At 70.3% G+C, this 20,269-nt stretch carries 15 protein-coding genes; 9 read left to right on the forward strand and 6 right to left on the reverse strand.

What is annotated here, in order from left to right; translation table 11 throughout:
- The 3 genes from SLW56_RS04805 (at position 1) to SLW56_RS04815 (ending at position 5,168) form a co-directional block, all read left to right on the forward strand.
- Positions 1 to 1,773 carry a M14 family metallopeptidase gene (locus tag SLW56_RS04805; RefSeq protein ID WP_295926005.1) on the forward strand — a complete coding sequence of 591 codons (1,773 nt, stop codon included), beginning with the start codon at positions 1 to 3 and terminating at the stop codon, positions 1,771 to 1,773.
- Between the two features lie 75 nt (positions 1,774 to 1,848).
- Positions 1,849 to 4,098 carry a glycoside hydrolase family 3 C-terminal domain-containing protein gene (locus SLW56_RS04810; RefSeq protein WP_320694420.1) on the forward strand — a complete coding sequence of 750 codons (2,250 nt, stop codon included), beginning with the start codon at positions 1,849 to 1,851 and terminating at the stop codon, positions 4,096 to 4,098.
- Positions 4,099 to 4,280: 182 nt separating this feature from the next.
- Entirely contained in the window at positions 4,281 to 5,168 is an 888-nt protein-coding gene (locus SLW56_RS04815; protein ID WP_320694421.1) for an endonuclease/exonuclease/phosphatase family protein, read from the forward strand.
- A 439-nt stretch (positions 5,169 to 5,607) separates the two neighbouring features.
- Here SLW56_RS04815 and SLW56_RS04820 read toward each other — a convergent pair whose 3' ends face one another.
- Positions 5,608 to 6,219 (reverse strand): superoxide dismutase, encoded by a 612-nt coding sequence (locus SLW56_RS04820; protein WP_010340242.1) that lies wholly within the window; start codon positions 6,217 to 6,219, stop codon positions 5,608 to 5,610.
- Positions 6,220 to 6,514: 295 nt separating this feature from the next.
- Here SLW56_RS04820 and SLW56_RS04825 point away from each other — a divergent pair, with 295 nt between their 5' ends.
- On the forward strand, positions 6,515 to 6,985 hold the full coding sequence (locus SLW56_RS04825) for a ribonuclease domain-containing protein (RefSeq protein ID WP_320694422.1): 471 nt from the start codon (positions 6,515 to 6,517) through the stop codon (positions 6,983 to 6,985).
- A complete protein-coding gene (locus tag SLW56_RS04830; protein WP_267101443.1) occupies positions 6,982 to 7,425 on the forward strand; it encodes a barstar family protein in 444 nt (147 codons plus the stop codon). Before SLW56_RS04825 ends, SLW56_RS04830 begins: the two co-directional genes overlap by 4 nt.
- A gap of 185 nt (positions 7,426 to 7,610) precedes the next feature.
- On the opposite strand, the gene SLW56_RS04835 is transcribed toward SLW56_RS04830, so the two are convergent.
- Positions 7,611 to 9,515, reverse strand: a complete 1,905-nt coding sequence (locus SLW56_RS04835) for an ATP-binding cassette domain-containing protein (RefSeq protein WP_320694423.1) — start codon at positions 9,513 to 9,515, stop codon at positions 7,611 to 7,613.
- Positions 9,516 to 9,650: 135 nt separating this feature from the next.
- Between SLW56_RS04835 and dbpA the strand changes: the two genes are divergently transcribed.
- A complete protein-coding gene (gene dbpA / locus SLW56_RS04840; RefSeq protein ID WP_152237134.1) occupies positions 9,651 to 11,027 on the forward strand; it encodes an ATP-dependent RNA helicase DbpA in 1,377 nt (458 codons plus the stop codon).
- On the forward strand, positions 11,024 to 11,542 hold the full coding sequence (locus SLW56_RS04845; protein WP_320694424.1) for a hypothetical protein: 519 nt from the start codon (positions 11,024 to 11,026) through the stop codon (positions 11,540 to 11,542). Before dbpA ends, SLW56_RS04845 begins: the two co-directional genes overlap by 4 nt.
- Before the next feature lie 134 nt (positions 11,543 to 11,676).
- On the opposite strand, the gene SLW56_RS04850 is transcribed toward SLW56_RS04845, so the two are convergent.
- The 3 genes from SLW56_RS04850 to SLW56_RS04860 all read right to left on the reverse strand — a co-directional run bounded on the left by SLW56_RS04850 (position 11,677) and on the right by SLW56_RS04860 (position 16,610).
- The gene (locus SLW56_RS04850) at positions 11,677 to 12,234 is read right to left on the reverse strand and encodes an adenine phosphoribosyltransferase (RefSeq protein ID WP_320694425.1); all 558 of its coding nucleotides are present in this window, start codon (positions 12,232 to 12,234) and stop codon (positions 11,677 to 11,679) included.
- Between the two features lie 83 nt (positions 12,235 to 12,317).
- Positions 12,318 to 15,440 (reverse strand): efflux RND transporter permease subunit, encoded by a 3,123-nt coding sequence (locus SLW56_RS04855; RefSeq protein ID WP_295915822.1) that lies wholly within the window; start codon positions 15,438 to 15,440, stop codon positions 12,318 to 12,320.
- A gap of 6 nt (positions 15,441 to 15,446) precedes the next feature.
- Positions 15,447 to 16,610: an efflux RND transporter periplasmic adaptor subunit gene (locus tag SLW56_RS04860; protein WP_320694426.1), complete on the reverse strand. Its 1,164-nt coding sequence runs from the start codon at positions 16,608 to 16,610 to the stop codon at positions 15,447 to 15,449.
- 62 nt (positions 16,611 to 16,672) lie between these two features.
- Between SLW56_RS04860 and SLW56_RS04865 the strand changes: the two genes are divergently transcribed.
- The gene (locus SLW56_RS04865; RefSeq protein WP_320694427.1) at positions 16,673 to 17,377 is read left to right on the forward strand and encodes a TetR/AcrR family transcriptional regulator; all 705 of its coding nucleotides are present in this window, start codon (positions 16,673 to 16,675) and stop codon (positions 17,375 to 17,377) included.
- 19 nt (positions 17,378 to 17,396) lie between these two features.
- On the opposite strand, the gene SLW56_RS04870 is transcribed toward SLW56_RS04865, so the two are convergent.
- Positions 17,397 to 18,968, reverse strand: coding sequence for a protein adenylyltransferase SelO family protein (locus SLW56_RS04870; protein WP_320694428.1), 1,572 nt, complete (start codon positions 18,966 to 18,968; stop codon positions 17,397 to 17,399).
- 403 nt (positions 18,969 to 19,371) lie between these two features.
- Here SLW56_RS04870 and SLW56_RS04875 point away from each other — a divergent pair, with 403 nt between their 5' ends.
- Positions 19,372 to 20,265, forward strand: a complete 894-nt coding sequence (locus tag SLW56_RS04875; RefSeq protein ID WP_267111479.1) for an alpha/beta hydrolase — start codon at positions 19,372 to 19,374, stop codon at positions 20,263 to 20,265.
- The last annotated feature ends 4 nt before the right edge of the window (positions 20,266 to 20,269 follow it).

Consider the following 20,269-nt stretch of genomic DNA (forward strand, 5'->3'; position numbering starts at 1 on the left):
ATGATCCGACCCTGGCTGGCCACCCTGTTGCTGCCGATGCTGCTGTGCAGCATGCCGTCGCTGGCCAGTGAGGCGGGCCTGTCCACCGAAGCCGAGCGCAGCGGATTCGCGCGCACCGGCCGCTACGCCGAAACCATCGCGCTGTGCGATGCCTTCGCGCAGCGCTATCCGCAGGCGGTGCGCTGTTTCGACTTCGGCACCACCCCGGAAGGCCGGCCGATGAAGGCGCTGGCGGTGTCCACCTCAGGCGCGCTGGATCCAGCGGCCGCACAGGCGCGCAAGCTGCCGGTGGTGCTGATCCAGGGCGGCATCCACGCCGGCGAGATCGACGGCAAGGACGCCGGCTTCCTGGCGCTGCGCCAACTGCTCGACGGCCAGGCCGCGCGCGGCGCGCTGGACAGGCAGGTGTGGCTGTTCGTGCCGGTGTTCAACGTCGACGGGCACGAGCGCTTCGGCGCCTGGAACCGGCCAAACCAGCGTGGTCCGGAACAGATGGGCTGGCGCACCACCGCGCAGAACCTCAACCTCAACCGCGATTACGTCAAGGCCGACGCGCCGGAGATGCAGGCGATGCTGCGCCTGGTCGAGCAATGGGATCCGCTGCTGTACGTGGACCTGCATGTCACCGACGGCGCGCAGTTCGAGCACGACGTGTCGATCCAGGTGGAACCGCTGCACGCCGGCGATACCGCGCTGCGCGGCGACGGCCTGCGCCTGCGCGACAGCGTGCTGGCCGATCTGAAGCGGCAGGGCTCGCTGCCGCTGCCCTACTACCCCTCCTTCGTGGTCAACGACGACCCCGCCTCCGGCTTCGAGGACGGGGTGCCGACGCCGCGCTTCTCGCATGGCTATTTCCAGCTGCGCAACCGCTTCGGCATGCTGGTGGAAACGCATTCCTGGAAGCACTACCCCGAGCGCGTGCGCATCACCCGCAACACCATCGTCTCGGTGCTGCAGCAGGTGGCGCGGCACGGTGCGCAGTGGCGCGCCGACGCGCTGGCGGCCGACACTCGTGCGCAGGCCCTGGGCGGGAAGACCGTGGCGCTGGACTACCGCACCACCGACGCCTCGCACCTGGTGGATTTCCGCGGCTACGCCTACACGCGCACGCCCTCGCCGGTGTCCGGCGCGCTGATGACCCGCTACGACGAGCGCACCCCACAGATCTGGCGCGTGCCGCTGCGCGACCAGGTCGTGCCCAGCGTGGAAGTCGCCGCGCCGCGCGCCGGCTACCTGGTGCCGGCGGCGCAGGCCGCCCTGGTCGGCGCCAAGCTGCGCCAGCACGGCATCGCCTTCCGCACGCTGGAGCACGACGCCACCCTGCCGGTGCAGACCTTCCGCGCCGACACCGCCAGCTTCGCCGCCCGCTCGTCCGAAGGCCACCAGCGGCTCAGCGTCGCCGGCGCCTGGAAGCCGGAGACCCGCGCCGTCGGCGCCGGCGCGCTGTTCGTGCCGATCGCCCAGCCCAAGGCGCGGCTGTTGATGGCGCTGCTGGAACCGCAGGCGCCGGACTCGCTGCTGCAATGGGGCGAATTCAACAGCGCGTTCGAGCGCGCCGAGTACATGGAAGACTACGTCGCCGAGGACGTGGCGCGGCAGATGCTGGCCAGCGATCCGGCGCTCAAGGCCGAGTTCGAGGACAAGCTCGAACACGACGCGGCCTTCGCCAAGGATCCGCAGGCGCGGCTGGAGTTCTTCTACCGCCGCCACAGTTCCTGGGACGAGCGCTACCGCCTGTACCCGGTCATGCGCAGCGACGAAGCACCGTCCTGACGCGCGGTTCCACCCTCCCCCCGACTCCCCCGATGCGCCTTCCCGTCATCTGCTGAAGAGGCTGTTCGCCCCGATATGAAAACGTTTACAGGATCCCTTTGCCTGACCCTCGCGCTGGCCTCGCCTTCCGTCGCCGCGCCGCCGGCGGCGGCCGTGGGCACGGCGTCCACGCCGAACGCCGCCGCTGCGCAGCGCCCGTGGAACGACCGCAACCTGTCGCCGGACCGGCGCGCCGCGCTGCTGGTGCAGGCGATGACCCCGGACGAGAAGTTCCAGATGCTGCACAGCTACTTCGGCCTGGGCAAGGACGGCGGCCCGAAGCCGGCCGGTGCGCTCGGCTCGGCCGGCTACGTGCCGGCGATCGAACGCCTGGGCATCCCGTCGCAGCAACTGGCCGATGCCGGCCTCGGCGTGACCAATCCCGGCAACATCCGCCCCGGCGACCACGCCACCGCGCTGCCCTCCGGCCCGGCCACCGCCGCCACATGGAACCGCGCACTGGCTTTCGCCGGCGGCGCCACCATGGGCCGCGAGGCCTGGCAGCAGGGTTTCAACGTGCTGCTGGCCGGCAGCGTCAACCTGCAGCGCGACCCGCGCAACGGCCGCAACTTCGAGTACGCCGGCGAGGATCCGCTGCTGGCCGGCACGATGGTCGGCGAATCGATCCGCGGCGTGCAGAGCCAGCACGTGGTCTCGACCATGAAGCACTTCGCGATGAACGACCTGGAGACCGGGCGCAACACCCACAGCGCCGACATCGGCGAGCAGGCCATGCACGAGTCGGACCTGCTGGCCTTCGAGCTGGCGCTGAAGATCGGCCAGCCCGGCTCGGTGATGTGCTCCTACAACCGCATCAACGGCGTGTACGGCTGCGAGCACGACTACCTGCTCAACCAGGTGCTGAAGCAGGAATGGAAGTTCCCCGGCTACGTGATGTCCGACTGGGGCGGCGTGCACAGCGGCTCCAAGGCGGCGCTGGCCGGCCTGGACCAGCAGTCGGCCGGCGAAGTGTTCGACAAGGCGGTGTATTTCGACCAGCCGCTGCGCATGGCGGTGGCCGCCGGCACCGTGCCGCAGGCGCGCCTGGACGACATGGTCAAGCGCATCCTGCGCGCCTTCATCGCCACCGGCAGCTTCGACAACCCGCCGCAGCACCAGCCGATCGACGACGCCGCCGGCGGCCTGGCCGTGCAGCGCGTGGTCGAGGAAGGCACGGTGCTGTTGCGCAACGAGGGCAAGCTGCTGCCGCTGTCGCGCACCGTGCGCCGCATCGCGGTGATCGGCGGCCATGCCGACAAGGGCGTGATCGGCGGCGGCGGCTCTTCGATGGTCGGCATCACCGTCAACGGCGGCAACGCGGTGCCGGGGATCGCCCCGACCACCTGGCCGGGCCCGGTGATGTTCCATCCGTCCTCGCCGCTGCAGGCGCTGCGCAAGGCCCTGCCCGACGCGCAGATCGACTACGCCAGCGGCGACGACCCGGCGGCGGCGGCCAAGCTCGCGCGCGAAGCCGAGGTGGCCATCGTGTTCGCCACGCAGTGGTCGGCCGAGTCGGTGGACCTGCCGGACATCGCCCTGCCCGACAAGCAGGACGCGCTGATCGCCGGCGTGGCCAAGGCCAACCCGAAGACCGTGGTGGTCCTGGAGACCAACGGCCCGGTCGCCCTGCCGTGGCTGCAGCAGGTGCCGGCGGTGCTGGAAGCCTGGTACCCGGGCATCCGCGGTGGCGAAGGCCTGGCGCGGCTGCTGCTGGGCGAGGTCAACCCGTCCGGCCGCCTGCCGGTGACCTGGCTGCGCGACGTGTCGCAACTGCCGCGGCCGTCGATTCCCGGCCTGGGCTTCAAGCCGGCGCAACCGGCCGGCAGCAACGTCGACTACAACATCGAAGGCGCCAACGTCGGCTATCGCTGGTTCGCCGCACGCGGTCTGGAGCCGGTGTATCCGTTCGGCTACGGCCTGTCCTACACCACGTTCGCCTACAGCAACTTCAAGGTGCAGGCGGACGGTCACCGTGTCGTCGCCAGCTTCGACGTGCGCAACACCGGCGATCGTGACGGGGCCGACGTGCCGCAGCTGTACCTGCGCCTGCCGCAGGGCCATCACACCCCGATCCGCCTGGTCGGCTGGGACAAGGTGCTGCTCAAGCCGGGCGAGAGCCGCCACGTCAGCATCGTCGCCGAGCCCAAGACCCTGGCCGACTACGACCCGAAGCAGCGCCACTGGCACATCGTCGCCGGCGACTACGAGGTGCTGCTGGGCCGTTCGGCGACGCAGGTGGAGGCGCGCGCGCCGCTGCACCTGAAGGACGGCGTGCTGCAGCATTGACCGAGGCGCGCGGCGCACGCGCGCCGTGTGTACCGGTCCCCGCCCCGCCTCCGCGCCTGTGCGCGCCGGAGGTGGGGCGATGTTCGTCATTGCCACCTGCGCGGCACCGATTGTGTGGCGGACGCCGCAGCACCATCGGCTGTATACGCAACCCTGAGACGCTGCGCCGTAGCATCGCCCGCATGACTCCCCGCGTCTTCCGATGGCATCGCACCGGCTGGCTGTTGCTGGCCGTGGCGGCATTGGCGCAGGCGCACGTGGCGGCGGACGCGGTGCCGACGGCCTCGGCCACGGCAGACGCCGCCCTCACCGTGGTCACGCTCACGCTCGCCCCGGATCCGCGCGCCACGCAGGACGGCGACGACTGGATCGCACGTCGCGAGCGCATTGCCGTGGCCCTGCAGCGCCTGCGTCCCGACGCCATCGCCCTGCAGGAGGTGCTGCAGACGCCGGAGATGCCGAACCAGGCGCAATGGCTGGCCGCGCGCCTGGGCTACCACTGCCACTTCATCACCCCCGATCCGCCCAGCCGGCCGCAACGCCGCGGCAATGCGCTGCTGACCCGCCTGCCGGTGCTGGAAGAGGCCGAGACCTTGCTGCATCCGCTGGAGGACTACAGTGTCGCCGGCCTGGTACGGGTGGACCTGCACGGGCAGCCGGTGAACCTGTACTTCACCCGCCTGCACGCGACGCGCGACGGCGGCGCCAGCCGCCGCGAACAGGCCGAGGACCTGATGGCCTGGATCGATGCCACCGCCGAGGGCGTGCCGTCGCTGCTGGCGGGTGGCTTCTTCGCCGCGGCGCGTGCGCCCGAGTTGGCGCCGTTGGCAACGCGCTTCGAGGACGCCAGCGTACGCGGCGAATCGGCGCGCAACCGGATCGACGTGCGTGCGCCCGGGACCGCGGCCGCGGCCGACCACGTGTTCTTCGAACGCGGCCACTTCCGCCCGCTGCACGGCGCACGCTTGCTCGCGCCGGCGCCCGACCTGCCCGTGGCCGGCACGCGCGGCCTGCTGATGGCACTTCAGCCGCTGGACCCGATACCGACATCGCTGCAACCGGCGCCATAGCGGACGGCAGGCTGGGCACGTTCGCGCGCCGTGCGATCACCGCCTTGCGATGCGGCGCATGGGGGTGGATCGGCATAGGCATGCCATCGGACCGAAACGATCGGGCATCGCCGATTCCCTGCTTTTGTCACGCACAGCGTCATCTGCAGGAGCGTCTTCGGCCGCGACAAAGCATTCCCGGTAACGCCCATCGCGGCTGAAGCCGCTCCTGCGCCTGCACGCCAAAGGTTTAGCGCGCCCTGGCGACGCAGCGGCGCAAGCGGCGGCCAATGCGGCATAGGCCGCCATCGCTGCCGAAGCACGCTGGTCACGCGCGCGAGGGCCGCATACCAACCTGGCAGCCACGCCCCACCCGCACTTCCAGCGCTTATGCCGGGCATCCACACAAAAAAAGGCCGGGCGAACCCGGCCTTCTTCATGGTGCAGCGCTGGCGCGCGATCAGCCGATCGCGGCGTGGTAGCGGCGCTCCACTTCCTTCCAGTCGACCACGTTGAAGAACGCGCCGATGTAGTCCGGACGGCGGTTCTGGTACTTCAGGTAGTAGGCGTGCTCCCACACGTCCAGGCCCAGGATCGGGGTGTTGCCCTCGAACAGCGGGCTGTCCTGGTTGGCGGTGCTCTCGACCACCAGCTTCTTGTCGGGGGTGACGCTCAGCCAGGCCCAGCCGCTGCCGAAGCGGGTCAGCGCGGCCTTGGTGAAGGCGTCCTTGAACTTGTCGAAGCCGCCCAGTTCGGCGTCGATCGCCTTGCCGACGTCGCCGCTCGGCGTGCCGCCGGCATTCGGCGCCATCACCGTCCAGAACAGCGAGTGGTTGGCATGGCCGCCGCCGTTGTTGCGCACCGGACCCTGCAGGTTCTCCGGCAGCGACTTCAGCTTGGACACCAGCGCCTCGATCGGAAGGTCGGCGTACTCGGTGCCTTCCAACGCGGCGTTGACGTTGTTGATGTAGGTCTGGTGATGCTTGGTGTGATGGATCTCCATCGTCTGCGCATCGATGTGCGGTTCCAGCGCGTCGTAGGCGTAGGGCAACTTGGGGAGGGTGTAGGCCATGCGGTTCTCCTGGACTTTCGCCGTCGAAAGGACGAGCGTTGCGTGAGCAATGGTAGGGACGGTCGGCGACCTTACCAAGGGCGCGGCTGGGGAAACATCGTCCCATCCCGCGGCGGCGGTGCCGGCCGGCCTTGCGAATCGGCGCCTACCATGCCCCACGCCCCGGTTAGTCGGATGTGAATCGCACGAGTCACCACCGTGACCGGCGGCGTTTAGAGCGCGAACAGGCAGGCCGGCCCATACTGTGTGCGATGGCGCCACCCTACGCGCCGCCGCCGTTCCTGCAGGAGAGTCCATGCGCAAGCCCGTGCTGTTGATCGCCGCCATCGTGTTGCTGGTGGGCGGGCTGTGGGGCATCCGCGGGCTGCAGCATCCGCCGCACCAGCAGTTCGCCCCCTCGCTCGACGCAGCCGCGCAGGCGCCGTACACCGCGCCCGGCAAGGCAGCCGCGGCATCGGATGCCGCGACGCCGGAGCTGCCCGCATTCCTGCCGCCCGAAGCCCGCGCCACGGTGGCATTGATCCAGCGCGGCGGCCCGTTCCCGCATCGCCAGGACGGCAGCGTGTTCGGCAACCGCGAGAACCGCCTGCCGGAGCAACCGCGCGGCTACTACCGCGAGTACACCGTCGAGACGCCCGGACTGTCGCATCGCGGCACGCGCCGCATCGTCACCGGCGGCACGCCGCCGCAAGTCTGGTATTACAGCGACGACCACTACGACAGTTTCCGCAGCTTCCAGGTCGGTGGCGCGGGGCCGGCGCGATGAGCGGCTTCCCGTTCGCGCTGAACCTGGCCGAGCCGGCCGCCTCCGGCGTCTACCGCGTCGCCAACCGCGACCTGGACAGTGTCGCCGCCCTGGCCCGCGACGCCGGCCTGCGGCTGTGCCGGATCGACCTGCATGGCTGCACCGGCAAGGCCATGCTGCTGATGCGGCTGACCGCGCAACTGGACTTCCCGCCCGGCTTCGGCCGCAACTGGGACGCGCTGACCGACGGCCTGCGCGACCTGTCCTGGCTGCCCTCGCCGCGCGGCTACGCGCTGCTGCTGGAGGATGCCGGGCAGTTGCAGGCGGTGGCGCAGCCGGCCTTCGACGTGCTGCTGGACATCCTCGACGACGTCGCCCGCGAGTGGGCGCAGGACGGCGTCAGCTTCGTCGCGTTCGTGGGCGGCAGCGAGGAAGCGGAAGCACCCGCCGAGTCGGATTGACCTGACCGCGCTGCGTCGAACCGCTCGCACAAACAGGGCCGCCGCACGTACCCCCTTGTGGGAGGGGCTTCAGCCCCGACGCGACACACCCCAACGCCCACGCATCCGGTCTTTGATCTCGGCAAAGCGGCCGCAGCGTTCGTTGCCGCCGCAGGGCCAGGGTGTTTGTCCCGAGCCGCAGCTCTTCAACCGTCCAGCTCGCTCCAGCGCGCATACGCCATATCCAGGTCCGCCTGTGCCTGGCTCAAGGCCTGCGTGTGCGTGGTCACCGCCGCCGCGTCGCGCTGGTAGAACGCCGGGTCGGCCATCGCCTCGGTCAGCGCCGCGACCTGCTGTTCAAGCGCTTCGATCCGCGCCGGCAACTGCTCCAGTTCCCGCGCGTCCTTGTAGCTGAGCTTGCGCTTGGCCGGCGCCGGCGCCGGCGCCGGCGCGGCTGCAGCGGCCGCGACCGGCGTGGTCGCCGCCGCGGTGGCCGAGGCCTTGGCCACCGCCATCGCGCTGGCCGGCGCCGCCGGGCGCTGGCGCACCCAGTCGCTGTAGCCGCCGACGTACTCGCCGATGCGGCCGTCGCCTTCCATGACCATGGTCGAGGTCACCACGTTGTCGATGAAGTCGCGATCGTGGCTGACCAGCAACAAGGTGCCGCTGTAGTCGCCCAGCAGCTCTTCCAGCAGCTCCAGGGTTTCCACGTCCAGGTCGTTGGTCGGTTCGTCCATCACCAGCAGGTTGGACGGCTGCGCGAACAGCCGCGCCAGCAGCAGGCGGTTGCGCTCGCCGCCGGACAGGCGGGTGATCGGCGCGCGCGCACGCTCCGGGGTGAACAGGAAGTCCTGCAGGTAGGCGTGCACGTGCTTGCGCTTGCCGTTGACCTCGATGAAGTCGCGGCCCTCGGCCACGTTCTCGATCGCGCTCCAGTCCTCGCGCAGGGTGGCGCGGTACTGGTCGAAATACGCCACCTGCAGATTGGTGCCGGCGCGCACTTCGCCCTGGTCCGGGGTCAGTTCGCCCAGCAGCAGCTTCAGCAGCGTGGTCTTGCCGCTGCCGTTGGGGCCGATCAGGCCGATACGGTCGCCGCGCAGGATGGTGGTGGAGAAGTCGCGCACCATGCTGCGCGCGCCGAAGGCGAAGCTCAGGTCCTTGGCCTCGATCACCTTCTTGCCGGAGGACTCGCCCTGCGCGGCCTCCATGCGCACGTTGCCGCCGAGTTCGCGGCGCTGGGTGCGCTCGCGGCGCATCGCTTCCAGCCGCCGCACACGCCCCTCGTCGCGGGTGCGCCGGGCCTTGATGCCCTGGCGGATCCACACTTCTTCCTGTGCCAACAGCTTGTCGAAGCGCGCGTTCTCCTGCGCCTGCGCATTGAGCCGCTCCTCGCGGCGGCGCTCGTAGTTGGCCCAGTCGCCCGGCCAGCTGCTGACCTGGCCGCGGTCGATCTCGACGATGCGCGTGGCCAGGGCACGCAGGAAACGCCGGTCGTGGGTCACGAACACCACGCTGCCGTTCCAGCCCTTGAGGAAGCCTTCCAGCCAGTCGATGGCCTCGATGTCGAGGTGGTTGGTGGGCTCGTCCAGCAACAACAGGTCCGGCGCCGAGACCAGCGCGCGCGCCAGCAATACGCGGCGCTTCATGCCGCCGGACAGCCGCGCGAATTCGGCGTCGCCGTCCAGTTCCAGCCGCGTCAGGGTCTCGTTGACCCGCTGGTCCAGGGCCCAGCCATTGGCGGCATCGATCTTGGACTGCACCGCGCCCAGCGCATCGCCGTCGAATTCGGCGGCATGGCTGAGCCGATGGAACTCGGCCAGCCAATGGCCGAGTTCGCCCAGGCCGTCGGCGACCACGTCGAACACGCTGCCGGCGGCGCCATGCGGCACCTCCTGTTCCAGCCGGGCGATGCGCACGCCCTGCTGCACGCGGACCTCGCCGTCGTCGGGCTTGAGCTCGCCGGCGATCAGTTTCATCAGGGTGGATTTGCCGGCGCCGTTGCGGCCGATCAGGGCGATGCGTTCGCCCGGCTCGATCGACAGGTCGGTCTTTTCCAGCAGCAAGGGGCCGCCGACGCTGTAGTCGAGGTTCTGCAGAGTGATAAGAGGCATGCCGTATTGTACGGGACCCGGGACCCGGGACCCGGAAAGCAAAAAGCGGCGCGTCGTGCGAGTCGAAATGCCCTTTTGCTGTTGACGTTCCGGGTCCCGGGTCCCGAGTCCCGGCCCCACCAGCTAAAATGCCGCATGAACGATTTCGCCACCCTCTCCCTTTCCCCGGCGCTCGGGCCCGGCATCGACGCGCTCGGCTACACCCGCATGACCCCGGTGCAGGCGCAGAGCCTGCCGCCGATCCTGGCCGGCCAGGACGTCATCGTGCAGGCGCCTACCGGCAGCGGCAAGACCGCGGCGTTCGGCCTGGGCCTGCTGCACAAGCTGGATCCGGCGCTGAGCCGCGCGCAGGCGCTGGTGCTGTGCCCGACCCGCGAACTGGCCGACCAGGTCGGCAAACAGTTGCGCAAGCTGGCCACCGGCATTCCCAACATGAAACTGGTGGTGCTGACCGGCGGCATGCCGCTGGCGCCGCAACTGGCCTCGCTGGAGGCGCACGACCCGCAGGTGGTGGTCGGCACGCCCGGCCGCATCCAGGAGCTGGCGCGCAAGCGCGCGCTGCACCTGGGCGGGGTGCGCACGCTGGTGCTGGACGAGGCCGACCGCATGCTCGACATGGGCTTCGAGGAGCCGATCCGCGAGATCGCCAGCCGCTGCGACAAGCACCGGCAGAGCCTGCTGTTCTCGGCCACCTTTCCCGAGGAAATCCGCGCCTTGGCGCGGGACCTGCTGAAGGAACCGGCGGAAATCACCGTCGAAGGCGCCGACAGCGCGCCGGAGATCGACCAGCAGTTCTTCGAGGTCGACCCGACTTACCGGCAGAAGGCGGTGGCCGGCCTGCTGCTGCGCTTCACCCCCGAGTCCAGCGTGGTGTTCTGCAACACCCGCAAGGAGGTCGACGAGGTCGCCGGCTCGCTGCAGCAGTTCGGCTTCTCCGCGCTGGCGCTGCATGGCGACATGGAACAGCGCGACCGCGACGAGGTGCTGGTGCGCTTCGTCAACCGCAGCTGCAACGTGCTGGTCGCCAGCGACGTGGCCGCGCGCGGGCTGGACGTGGAAGACCTGGCGGCGGTGATCAACTACGAACTGCCGACCGACACCGAGACCTACCGCCACCGCATCGGCCGCACCGCGCGCGCCGGCAAGCACGGCCTGGCCCTGAGCCTGGTGGCGCCGCGCGAGACCGCGCGCGCGCAGGCGCTGGAAACCGAGCAGGGCCAGCCGCTGCGCTGGTCGCGCGCGCCGCTGGCTACCGCACGGCCGGCGCAGCTACCGCAGGCGGCGATGGTCACCCTGCGCATCGACGGCGGCAAGACCGACAAGCTGCGTCCCGGCGACATCCTCGGCGCGCTGACCGGCGATGCCGGGCTGTCCGGCGCGGCGATCGGCAAGATCGCCATCTACCCCACCCGCTCCTACGTCGCCATCGCCCGCGCCCATGCCGGCAAGGCGCTGGCGCAGCTGCAGGCCGGCAAGATCAAGGGCCGTCGGTTCCGGGTCGCCAAGCTGTGAGCGCGACGCAGCAGGTCCTGGCGTCGCTGCAACCGGACGAGGACGGCAACCTGTGGAGCGAGGCGGTGCCGGTCCCGTGGATGCGCGACAGTTGCTGCTTCGTGCTGGTGGGCTGCGAGCCTGGCGACGTTCCGGTCGACGCGGCGCCCGCCATCGAGACCTTCCTGCAACTCGATGCCGCGGTCTTCGACGCGGCGGCGCCGCACGTGTTCGCCTACTACCGGCACACGCAGGCGCTGTGCGCCAAATACGGATGGCCTTCGCCGGACATCGCCGACCCCGCCGAGGTGTGGGCGCACGTGCAGTTCGGCAGCGAGGCGTATCTACGCCGCTACCGCGATGGTCGCCTGCGCATCAGCCTGGAGTGCAACTGCGACTGGGAAGCCGAACACGGACTGCAGCTGGTGTTCGCCGACGACGGCCGGATCTGCAAGGTCGGTCCGTTCGATGGCCACCTAAGCCATGCCGCCGCGCATGCGGACCCCAGCCTGGAAACGGTGATCTACCCGACCTGACACGGTGCCTGCGGTTGCAGCGTCAGGCATCGCCCGCGCCATGCGCGATCGCCACGACGCATGTGCGCCGCGGCCGCGCCCAATGCGTCGATCCCCGGCCGCGCCACCTGCGCAGCCAGGAGCAGTGGCCGTGCTCAGTACGTCAGCGTCGCCAGCAGCGGCAAGGTCTCGCTCCAGCGATCGCGTCCACGCAGCGCCTGCAGTTCCACCAGTACCGCGGCGCCGACCACTTCCATTTCCAGTTGCTGCGCCAACGCCAGGGCCGCGCGCAAGGTACCGCCGGTGGCGAGCACGTCATCGACCAGCAGCACGCGCGAACCGGCCGGCAGCGCATCGGCGTGCATTTCGATGCGGTCGCTGCCGTACTCCAGCGCGTACTCCTGGGTCACCGTCCTGCCCGGCAGCTTGCCTGGCTTGCGCACCGGCACGAAGCCCGTACGCAGTTCGTGCGCCAGCGCCGCGCCCAGGATGAAGCCGCGCGACTCGATGCCCAGCACCGCCTGCAGCGGCGTGGTGCGCCACGGACGCGCCATCTCGTCCAGCGCCGAGGCGAAATCCGGGCCGTCGGCCAGCAGCGGGGTGATGTCCTTGAACACGATGCCCGGCTTCGGGAAATCGGCGATATCGCGAATGCGGCCGGACCAGTGGGCCGGTGCGTCGCTGGGCGCGCCGCAGCAGGAGGAATCGTTCATCGCACAGTCGTATGGCGTGGGGGAACGCAAAGTCTAGTCGCAAGGCAGCACCGCGTCGCGGAGCCGCCTCGTCGGTCTACGATTTACGTCGCCGCTGCGCTCGCGTCCTGCCGCGCGGACCCGCGAAACAAGCCGCGCACCAGCACGAAGAACAACGGCACCAGCAACACTGCCAGCACGGTGCCGGTGACCATACCGCCGATCACGCACACGCCGATCTCGCGGCGGCTGGAGGCGCCGGCGCCGGTGGACAGCGCCAGCGGCAGCACACCGGCGACGAACGCCAGCGAGGTCATCACGATCGGTCGCAGGCGCAGCCGCGCGCCTTCCAGTGTCGCCTCCAGCAACGGTCGCCCGGCACGCTGCCGCGCCTCGGCGAATTCGACGATCAGGATCGCGTTCTTCGCCGACAGGCCGATCGTGGTCAGCAGGCCGACCTGGAAGTAGATGTCGTTGACGAAGCCGGCCAGGGTGGTCGCCAGCACGGTGCCGACCACACCCAGCGGAATCACCAGCAGCACCGCCACCGGGATCGACCAGCTTTCGTACAGCGCCGCCAGGCACAGGAAAATGAACAAGATCGAGGCGGTGTACAGCCACAGCGTCTGGTTGCTGGACAACTGCTCCTGGTAGGACAGCCCGCTCCATTGCAGATCGAAGCCCTCCTGCTTGGCCACCAGGGCCTGCATCCGCTGCATCGCCTCGCCGGAACTGCTGCCGGCCGCCGCGCCGCCCTGGATCTGCGATGCCGGCAGGCCGTTGAAGCGCTGCTGCAACTGGGGGCCGCGGGTCCAGTGGGTGCTGGCGAAACTGGCGAACGGCGCCATCTGCCCGCCGCTGCCGCGCACGTACCACTGCGCGATGTCCTCCGGCAGCGCGCGGTACGGCGCATCGCCCTGCACGTACACGCGCTTGACCCGGCCGCGGTCGATGAAGTCGTTGACGTAGCTGCCGCCCCAGGCGGTGGCCAGGGTCGCGTTGATGTCGCTCTGCGCCAGGCCCAGCGCGCTGGCCTGGGCGTGGTCGATGTCCACCTGCAGTTGCGCCTTGTCGCCCAGGCCGTTGAGCCGCACCGCGGTCAGCTGCGGATCGTCGCCGGCCTCCTTGAGCACCTGCTGCTGCGCCTTCAGCAGCGCCGCGCGGCCGGCGCCGTCGCTGTCGCGGATCCACAGTTCGAAGCCGCTGGACTGGCCAAGGCCGCGCACCGCCGGCGGCGACAGCACGCTGATCTTGGCGTCGCTGACCCCGCGGAAATGCGCGTTGGCGCGGTCGATGATGGCCTGCGCGGTGTTGTCGCGGTTGCGCTCGCCCCACGGCGTGAGCGCCACGAAGGCCTGGCCGGCGTTCTGCCCGGTGCCGGCGTTGTTGCGGCCGACCACCATGAAGATCGCGGTGAGATTGGCCTTCTCGTGGGTCATGAAGTAATCGCTGATGCGCTTGCCAAGCGCCTGGGTCTTGGCCAGCGGCGTGCCTTCCGGGGTGGTGAACTGGATCTGCACCTGGCCCTGGTCCTCCACCGGCAGGAAGCCGGTCGGCATGCGCATGTACAGCACCACCATCGCCAGCGCTACCAGCGCATACAGCGCCAGCCAGCGCCGCGGCCGCTGCAGCACGCCGCCGAGGCGACGCTGGTAGCCCTGCTGGCCGCGCTCGACGCTGCGGTTGAACCACTGAAAGAAACGGCCGAGCTTGCGCTCCTGCTCCACCGGCTTGAGCAGGGTCGCGCACAGCGCCGGGGTCAGGGTCAGCGCGACCAGCGCCGACAGCGCCATCGCCGAGGCGATGGTGATGGAGAACTGCCGATAGATGATGCCGGTGGAGCCGCCGAAGAACGCCATCGGCAGGAACACCGCGCCCAGCACCACGGTGATGCCGATCAGCGCGCCGGTGATCTCGCCCATCGAGCGCTCGGTGGCCTCGCGCGGCGGCAGGTGTTCCTCATGCATGATCCGCTCGACGTTCTCCACCACCACGATGGCGTCGTCGACCAGCAGGCCGATCGCCAGCACCATCGCGAACAGGGTCAGCGTGTTGATGGTGAAGCCGGCCGCGGCGAGGATGCCGAAGGTGCCCAGCAGCACCACCGGCACGGTGATCGCGGGGATCAGCGTGGCGCGCGCGTTCTGCAGGAACAGGAACATCACCACCACCACCAGCACGATGGCCTCGGCCAGGGTGTGCACCACGTTCTCGATCGAAATGCGCACGAACGGCGTGCTGTCGCGCGGATAGGCCACGTCCAGGCCCGGCGGGAAGGTCGGCTTGAGCCGTTCGACGGTGGCGTGGATCGCATCGGAGGTGGCGATCGCATTGGCGCCGGCGGACAGCGTCACCGAGAAGCCGGACGCCGGGTGGCCGTTGAGCGTGGCGTTGTTCTGGTAGTTCTCCGCGCCGATCTCCACCCGCGCCACATCGCCCAGGCGCACGCTGGAACCGTCCGCGCGCGTGGCCAGGATGATCTGCCGGAACTGCTCGGGCGTCTGCAGCCGCGATTGCGCGGTGACCGTGGCGTTGAGTTCCTGCTCGGCGCCGGTGGGCAGCGCGCCGAGTTCGCCGGCGGTGACCTGGGTGTTCTGTGCCAGGATCGCGCTGCGCACGTCGCCGGGCATCAGTTGGTAGGCGTTGAGCTTGTGCGGATCCAGCCACACCCGCATCGCGTACTGCGCGCCGAACACGTTGATCTCGCCGACGCCGTTGATGCGGCTGATCGGGTCCTGCAGGGTGCTGACCAAGTAGTCGGAGATGTCGACGTTGTCCATGCGGTCGGTGCGGTCGTAGATCGCCACCGCCATCAGACTGTCGCCCTGCGACTTGGCCACGGTCACGCCCTGCTGCTGCACTTCCTGCGGCAGGCGGTTGAGCGCCTGGTTGACCGCGTTCTGCACCTGCACCTGGGCGATGTCGGGATTGGCCGCCTGGTCGAAGGTGATGCTGATCCGCGCCTGCCCCGACGAGGAACTGGTCGAGGAGAAGTACAGCAGGTGGTCGATGCCCTTGATCTGCTGTTCGATCACCTGGGTGACGCTGTCCTCCACGGTCTGCGCCGAGGCGCCGTTGTAGGTGGCGGTGACGTTGACCGACGGCGGCGCGATGTCCGGATACTGCTCGATCGGCAGGGTGAACACGGCGATGGCGCCGGCGGCCATGATGCAGATGGCCAGGACCCAGGCGAAGATCGGGCGGTGGATGAAGAAACGCGGCAGCATGCCGGCTCAGCCCTGGCCGGCGGCAGGTGCGGCGGCGGTGGCGGCGGTCTTCACCGTCACCTTGGCGCCGTCGCTGAGGCCTTGCCGGCCCGCCACCACCACCCGCTCGCCAGGCTTGAGGCCATCGCCGACCAGCCAGCGGTCGCCGACCGCGCGCAGCGTGGTGAACTCGCGCTGGCGCACCACGTTGTCGGCGCCCACCACCCAGGCCACCGCCTCGCCGCGCGGGGTGCGGTCCACCGCCGATTGCGGCACCAGCAGGGCCTGCTGGCGCACGCCCTGCCCGACCAACGCGCGCACGTACATGCCGGGCAGCAGTTGCGCATCGGGATTGGGGAAGCGCGCGCGCAGGGTCACCGCACCGGTGGTCTCCTCCACGTCGATGTCGGCGAACTCCAGCGTGCCCGGCAGCGGATAGGCGGTGCCGTCGGACAGGGTCAGCCGCACCTGCGTGCTGGCCGGCTGTACGCCACCGGTGGCGATCGCCCGGCGCAGCGCCAGGAACTGATTGCCCGACTGGGTGATGTCCACGTTCATCGGATCCAGTTGCTGGATCTTGGCGATGGCGTCGGTCTGGTTGGCGGTGACCAGCGCACCCGGGGTCACCCGCGCGCGGCCGATGCGGCCGCCGATCGGCGCCAGCACCGTGGCGAAGCGCAGTTGCGTGCGCGCGGTATCCAGCGCCGCGCGCTGCGCGTCGCGGCTGGCCAGTGCCTGCTTGTAGGCGGCCTGCGCATCGTCCACGTCCTGCTGCGCGGCCAGCTGGGTCTTGCCCAGGGTGCGGTAGCGCTCGGCGCGCAGCGTGGCGGCGGCGAGCGTGGCCTCGGCGGTGGCCAGGTTGGCCTGCGCCTGGTTGGCCGCGGCCTGGTACAGGGTCGGCTCGATCTGGAACAACGGCTGCCCGGCCCGCACCACGGCACCCTCCTCGAACAGCCGCTGGCGCAGGATGCCGCTGACCTGCGGCCGCACCTCCGATTCCTCCGACGCGACGGTGCGCCCGGCCAGCTCCACGCTCAACGGCACGCTCTGCGGCTGCAGGGTCACCACCTCCACCGTCTTTGCTGCCGGCGCCGGCGCCTTGCCTCCGCCCTTGCAGCCGGCGAACGCGAGCACGACGACGGACAGCAGCAACGGCAGCGCGCGGCGGCGCTGGACGAGAGGCGCGGGCATGCGCTTGATCCTGGGGACGACGAGGAGGATCATTTAATTTACTCAAAGACAAAAAAACATTCATGAAGGGAAGCACAACCCTTCGCCAGCCGGGTGCGCAAGCAACGACTGCGACACCCGAGGTGGCGGCTGCGGCCGCGCCCGCTCGGCCGCGCGGCCGGCCGGCGCTGGCGCGCCCGCGCCTGCTGGCGGCAGCGCGCACGCTGCTGCTGGAGCATGGGCTGGACGTGTCGCTGGAACAGATCGCCAGCCAGGCCGGGCTGACCCGGCAGAGCCTGTACAACCACTTTTCCAGCAAGGCCGAACTGCTGATGCAGGTATTCGAGGCCCTGGGCGAGGAATTGCAGACCCGCCTGGAGAACATCGGCAGCGCTGCAGCGCAGGACCTGCCGGCGACCCTGCGGCAGATCGCGGTGACCGTGCCGGCGCACCTGTACGCGCCCGACGCCCTGCGCCTGCATCGCCTGCTGGTGCAGGCCAGCGCGCAGATGCCGGACCTGCTGCAATCGCTGCACCAGCGCCGCGCCGGCCGCCTGCGCGAGCGCCTGAGCGCGCTGCTGCAGACCCTGCACGCGCGTGGCGACGTCCAGGTCGATGCGCCCTTCCTCGCCGCCACCGCCTTCATCGGCGCCACCTTCGGCTACGCCTATCCCAGCGCCATGCTCAACGGACAGGCGCCGGACGCGGCCGCTCAGCAGGCGCTGGCGGAGGAAGTGGTGGCGACCTTCCTGGCCGCCTGGCGCTACCGCGGCGCGACCGCGTCCTGAGCGCACGCGCCGGCCCCGCTCAGGAACTGCACGACAGCATCGAACAGCCGGCCCGGGCCCGCGCCCAGTCCGGACGCTTCGCCGCGAAGGCCTCGCGTCCCGGCTGCTCGTCGTAGGGACGCCGCATCACCTCCAGCAGTTCGTCGATGCCGCCGGTATCGCCCTGCTCGGCACGGTCGATCGCCTGCTGCGCCAGGTAGTTGCGCAGCACGTAGCGCGGGTTGGCCGCGCGCATCTGCTCCGCGCGTGCGGCGGCGGGCAGCGGATCCTGCTGCAGGCGCTGCGCATAGCGGGCCAGCCAGGCCTCGAACGCCGGCGCCTGCGCCGCCAGCTTGGCAGGGTCGTAGAACGCGTCGGCCAGTGCCGCCAGGGCCTGCGCCGGCGTCCACGGCTGCAGCGGCAATGCGCTCAAGCCGCGGAACCACAGGGTCATGTCGACCTCGCCCTGCTGCAGCAGATCCAGCACGTCGCGCATCAGCGCCACATCGGCGTCGCCGCAGGCCGCCAGGCCGAGCTTGGCCGCGATGTTGTCGCGCTCGGCCTGCGCATACTCCGCACGGAACCGCTCCAGGCCGTCGTGCAGTGGCGCGACGTCGTCGAACAGCGGCGCCAGCGCCTGCGCGAGCCGGCCGAGGTTCCAGTACGCAACCTGCGGCTGTGTACCGAAGCGGTAGCGGCGGCCCTGCGCATCAGTGGTGTTGGGCGTCCAGTCCGGGTCGTAGTCGTCGACCCAGCCGTAGGGGCCGTAGTCGATGGTCAGGCCCAGGATCGACATGTTGTCGGTGTTCATCACCCCGTGCACGAAGCCGACCCGCATCCAGTGCGCCACCATGCGTGCGGTGCGCGCACAGATCTCGGCGAACCAGGCCGCATCGCGTGCGCCACCGGTGCCGGACAGCTCCGGGAAATCGCGCGCGATCACCAGATCGGCCAGGCGCCGCAGCAACGCGATGTCGCCGCGCGCGGCCGGCAGCTCGAAACTGCCGAAGCGCACGAACGAGGGCGCCACCCGGCACACCACCGCGCCCGGTTCGGCGCGCGGGTGACCGTCGTAGAACATGTCGCGCACCACCGTTTCGCCGGTGCCGACCAGACTCAGCGCACGTGTGGTCGGCACGCCCAGGTGATGCATGGCCTCGCTGCACAGGAACTCACGGATCGACGAGCGCAGCACGGCGCGGCCATCGGCACCGCGCGAATACGGCGTGGGCCCGGCGCCCTTGAGCTGAAGCTCCCAGCGCCGCCCGTCCACGCCCAGCGCCTCGCCCAGCGAAATCGCGCGGCCGTCGCCGAGTTGTCCGGCCCAATGCCCGAACTGATGCCCCCCATAGTTCGCGGCATAGGGCTGCATGCCCGGATAGCGCGCATTGCCGGCGAACACCGCGGCGAACTCCGGCGCCCGCACCTCCTGCTCGGACAGCCCGAGCAAGGCGGCCACCTCCGGCGAATACGCCAGCAGCCGCGGCGCCGCGACCGGCGTCGGCTCGACCGGCGACCACAGCGCGCCCAGCACCTCGCGGCGCCGCGGACCGGTTTCCGGGTCGCCAGGCAGCTCGGCGACGAAGCGATTGTCGAAACGCAAGGAAGGCATGGGCAAGAGCGTAGAAGTCGCAGGCTTCATTGGAAAGTCCGCGAGGTGAGCATAGGGTGCACACCCAGTGCCACGCGTGCCCGCAGACTTCCTCTCCCCCGGGAGAGGGGTTGAGTGAGGGGCGGGGCGCGAAGCGCATGCAGTGCTTCAACTGCACCAGGCGCTGCTCCTACCCTCATCCGCCCCTTCGGGGCACCTTCTCCCGGAGTGAGAAGGGGGGCAAGCCCCTCTCCCCACGGGAGAGGGGTTGGGGTGAGGGTCGGTCGGCCGCCAAGGCACAGCGCACGCGCAGGAAGCCACGCTTCCACCAATCCCCACTGCCTAATCCTCACTCCCCGCCCCACCTCCACTCGCCGCCGACATGGGCATCCGGCATGCTCCGCGCTCCTCTCAGGGATCGCCCATGTCCGACCGACCGTCTTCGCCCCGCTGGCCCCGCAACGCCCTGATCGCCCTGTCCTCGCTGCTGGTCTCGGCCTGCAGCAGCCTGTTCTTCGGCGGCCTCAACGCCAGTTCCTCGCGGCATGGCCTCCACGAGCAACGCGGGATCGTCTACGACGCGGCGCATGGCCTGGCACTGGACGTGTACCGCCCCGCCGGGGTGGAGCACGCGCCGGTGGTGGTGTTCTTCCACGGCGGTACCTGGAAGACCGGCGACCGCCAGAACTACCGCTGGGCCGGCGAAGCGCTGGCGCGGCACGGCGTGGTCGCGATCGTGCCGGACTACCGCAAGTATCCGCAGGTGACCCTGGACGGCTTCATGCGCGATGCCGCCACGGCGGTGGCCTGGAGCCAGCGCCATGCCGCCGACTACGGCGGCGATCCGCAACGGCTGCTGCTGATGGGCCACTCCGCCGGCGCGCACATCGCCGCGCTGCTGGCGACCGACGCTCATTGGCTGCAGGCGCAGGGCCTGTCGCCGCGGCAACTGTGCGGCCTGGTCGGGCTGGCCGGCCCCTACGACTTCCTGCCACTGACCGATCCGGACCTGATCGGCATGTTCGGCCAGGACCCGGCGCAACAGCGGCGCTCGCAGCCGGTGAACTTCGTCGACGGCGACGAGCCGCCGGCGCTGCTGCTGCACGGCGACGCCGACACCGTGGTGGAGCCGCACAACAGCCAGTCGCTGCAGGCCGCGCTGGAGCGCGCCGGGGTACCGGCCGAACTGAAGACCTATCCCGGCGTCGGCCACATGCGCCTGGTGCTGGCGCTGCGCAAGGACGACCCGGCGCTGCCGGTCATGGCCGACAGCATCGCCTTCGTGCGTGCCTGCCCGGCACGTCCCGCCGCCCGCTGACCCG

The organism is Xanthomonas sp. LF07-6, from assembly GCF_034105445.1.
Classification (GTDB): domain Bacteria; phylum Pseudomonadota; class Gammaproteobacteria; order Xanthomonadales; family Xanthomonadaceae; genus Xanthomonas_A; species Xanthomonas_A sontii.

Bases quoted from the DNA above. Each gene is read 5' to 3' on its own strand.
- SLW56_RS04830 (WP_267101443.1), top strand. From the start codon at position 6,982: ATGAGCGGCTTCCCGTTCGCGCTGAACCTGGCCGAGCCGGCCGCCTCC.
- SLW56_RS04860 (WP_320694426.1), bottom strand. From the start codon at position 16,610: ATGCCCGCGCCTCTCGTCCAGCGCCGCCGCGCGCTGCCGTTGCTGCTG.
- dbpA (WP_152237134.1), top strand. From the start codon at position 9,651: ATGAACGATTTCGCCACCCTCTCCCTTTCCCCGGCGCTCGGGCCCGGC.
- SLW56_RS04865 (WP_320694427.1), top strand. From the start codon at position 16,673: ATGAAGGGAAGCACAACCCTTCGCCAGCCGGGTGCGCAAGCAACGACT.
- SLW56_RS04850 (WP_320694425.1), bottom strand. From the start codon at position 12,234: ATGAACGATTCCTCCTGCTGCGGCGCGCCCAGCGACGCACCGGCCCAC.
- SLW56_RS04815 (WP_320694421.1), top strand. From the start codon at position 4,281: ATGACTCCCCGCGTCTTCCGATGGCATCGCACCGGCTGGCTGTTGCTG.
- SLW56_RS04820 (WP_010340242.1), bottom strand. From the start codon at position 6,219: ATGGCCTACACCCTCCCCAAGTTGCCCTACGCCTACGACGCGCTGGAA.
- SLW56_RS04855 (WP_295915822.1), bottom strand. From the start codon at position 15,440: ATGCTGCCGCGTTTCTTCATCCACCGCCCGATCTTCGCCTGGGTCCTG.
- SLW56_RS04870 (WP_320694428.1), bottom strand. From the start codon at position 18,968: ATGCCTTCCTTGCGTTTCGACAATCGCTTCGTCGCCGAGCTGCCTGGC.
- SLW56_RS04810 (WP_320694420.1), top strand. From the start codon at position 1,849: ATGAAAACGTTTACAGGATCCCTTTGCCTGACCCTCGCGCTGGCCTCG.
- SLW56_RS04835 (WP_320694423.1), bottom strand. From the start codon at position 9,515: ATGCCTCTTATCACTCTGCAGAACCTCGACTACAGCGTCGGCGGCCCC.
- SLW56_RS04875 (WP_267111479.1), top strand. From the start codon at position 19,372: ATGTCCGACCGACCGTCTTCGCCCCGCTGGCCCCGCAACGCCCTGATC.
- SLW56_RS04825 (WP_320694422.1), top strand. From the start codon at position 6,515: ATGCGCAAGCCCGTGCTGTTGATCGCCGCCATCGTGTTGCTGGTGGGC.
- SLW56_RS04805 (WP_295926005.1), top strand. From the start codon at position 1: ATGATCCGACCCTGGCTGGCCACCCTGTTGCTGCCGATGCTGCTGTGC.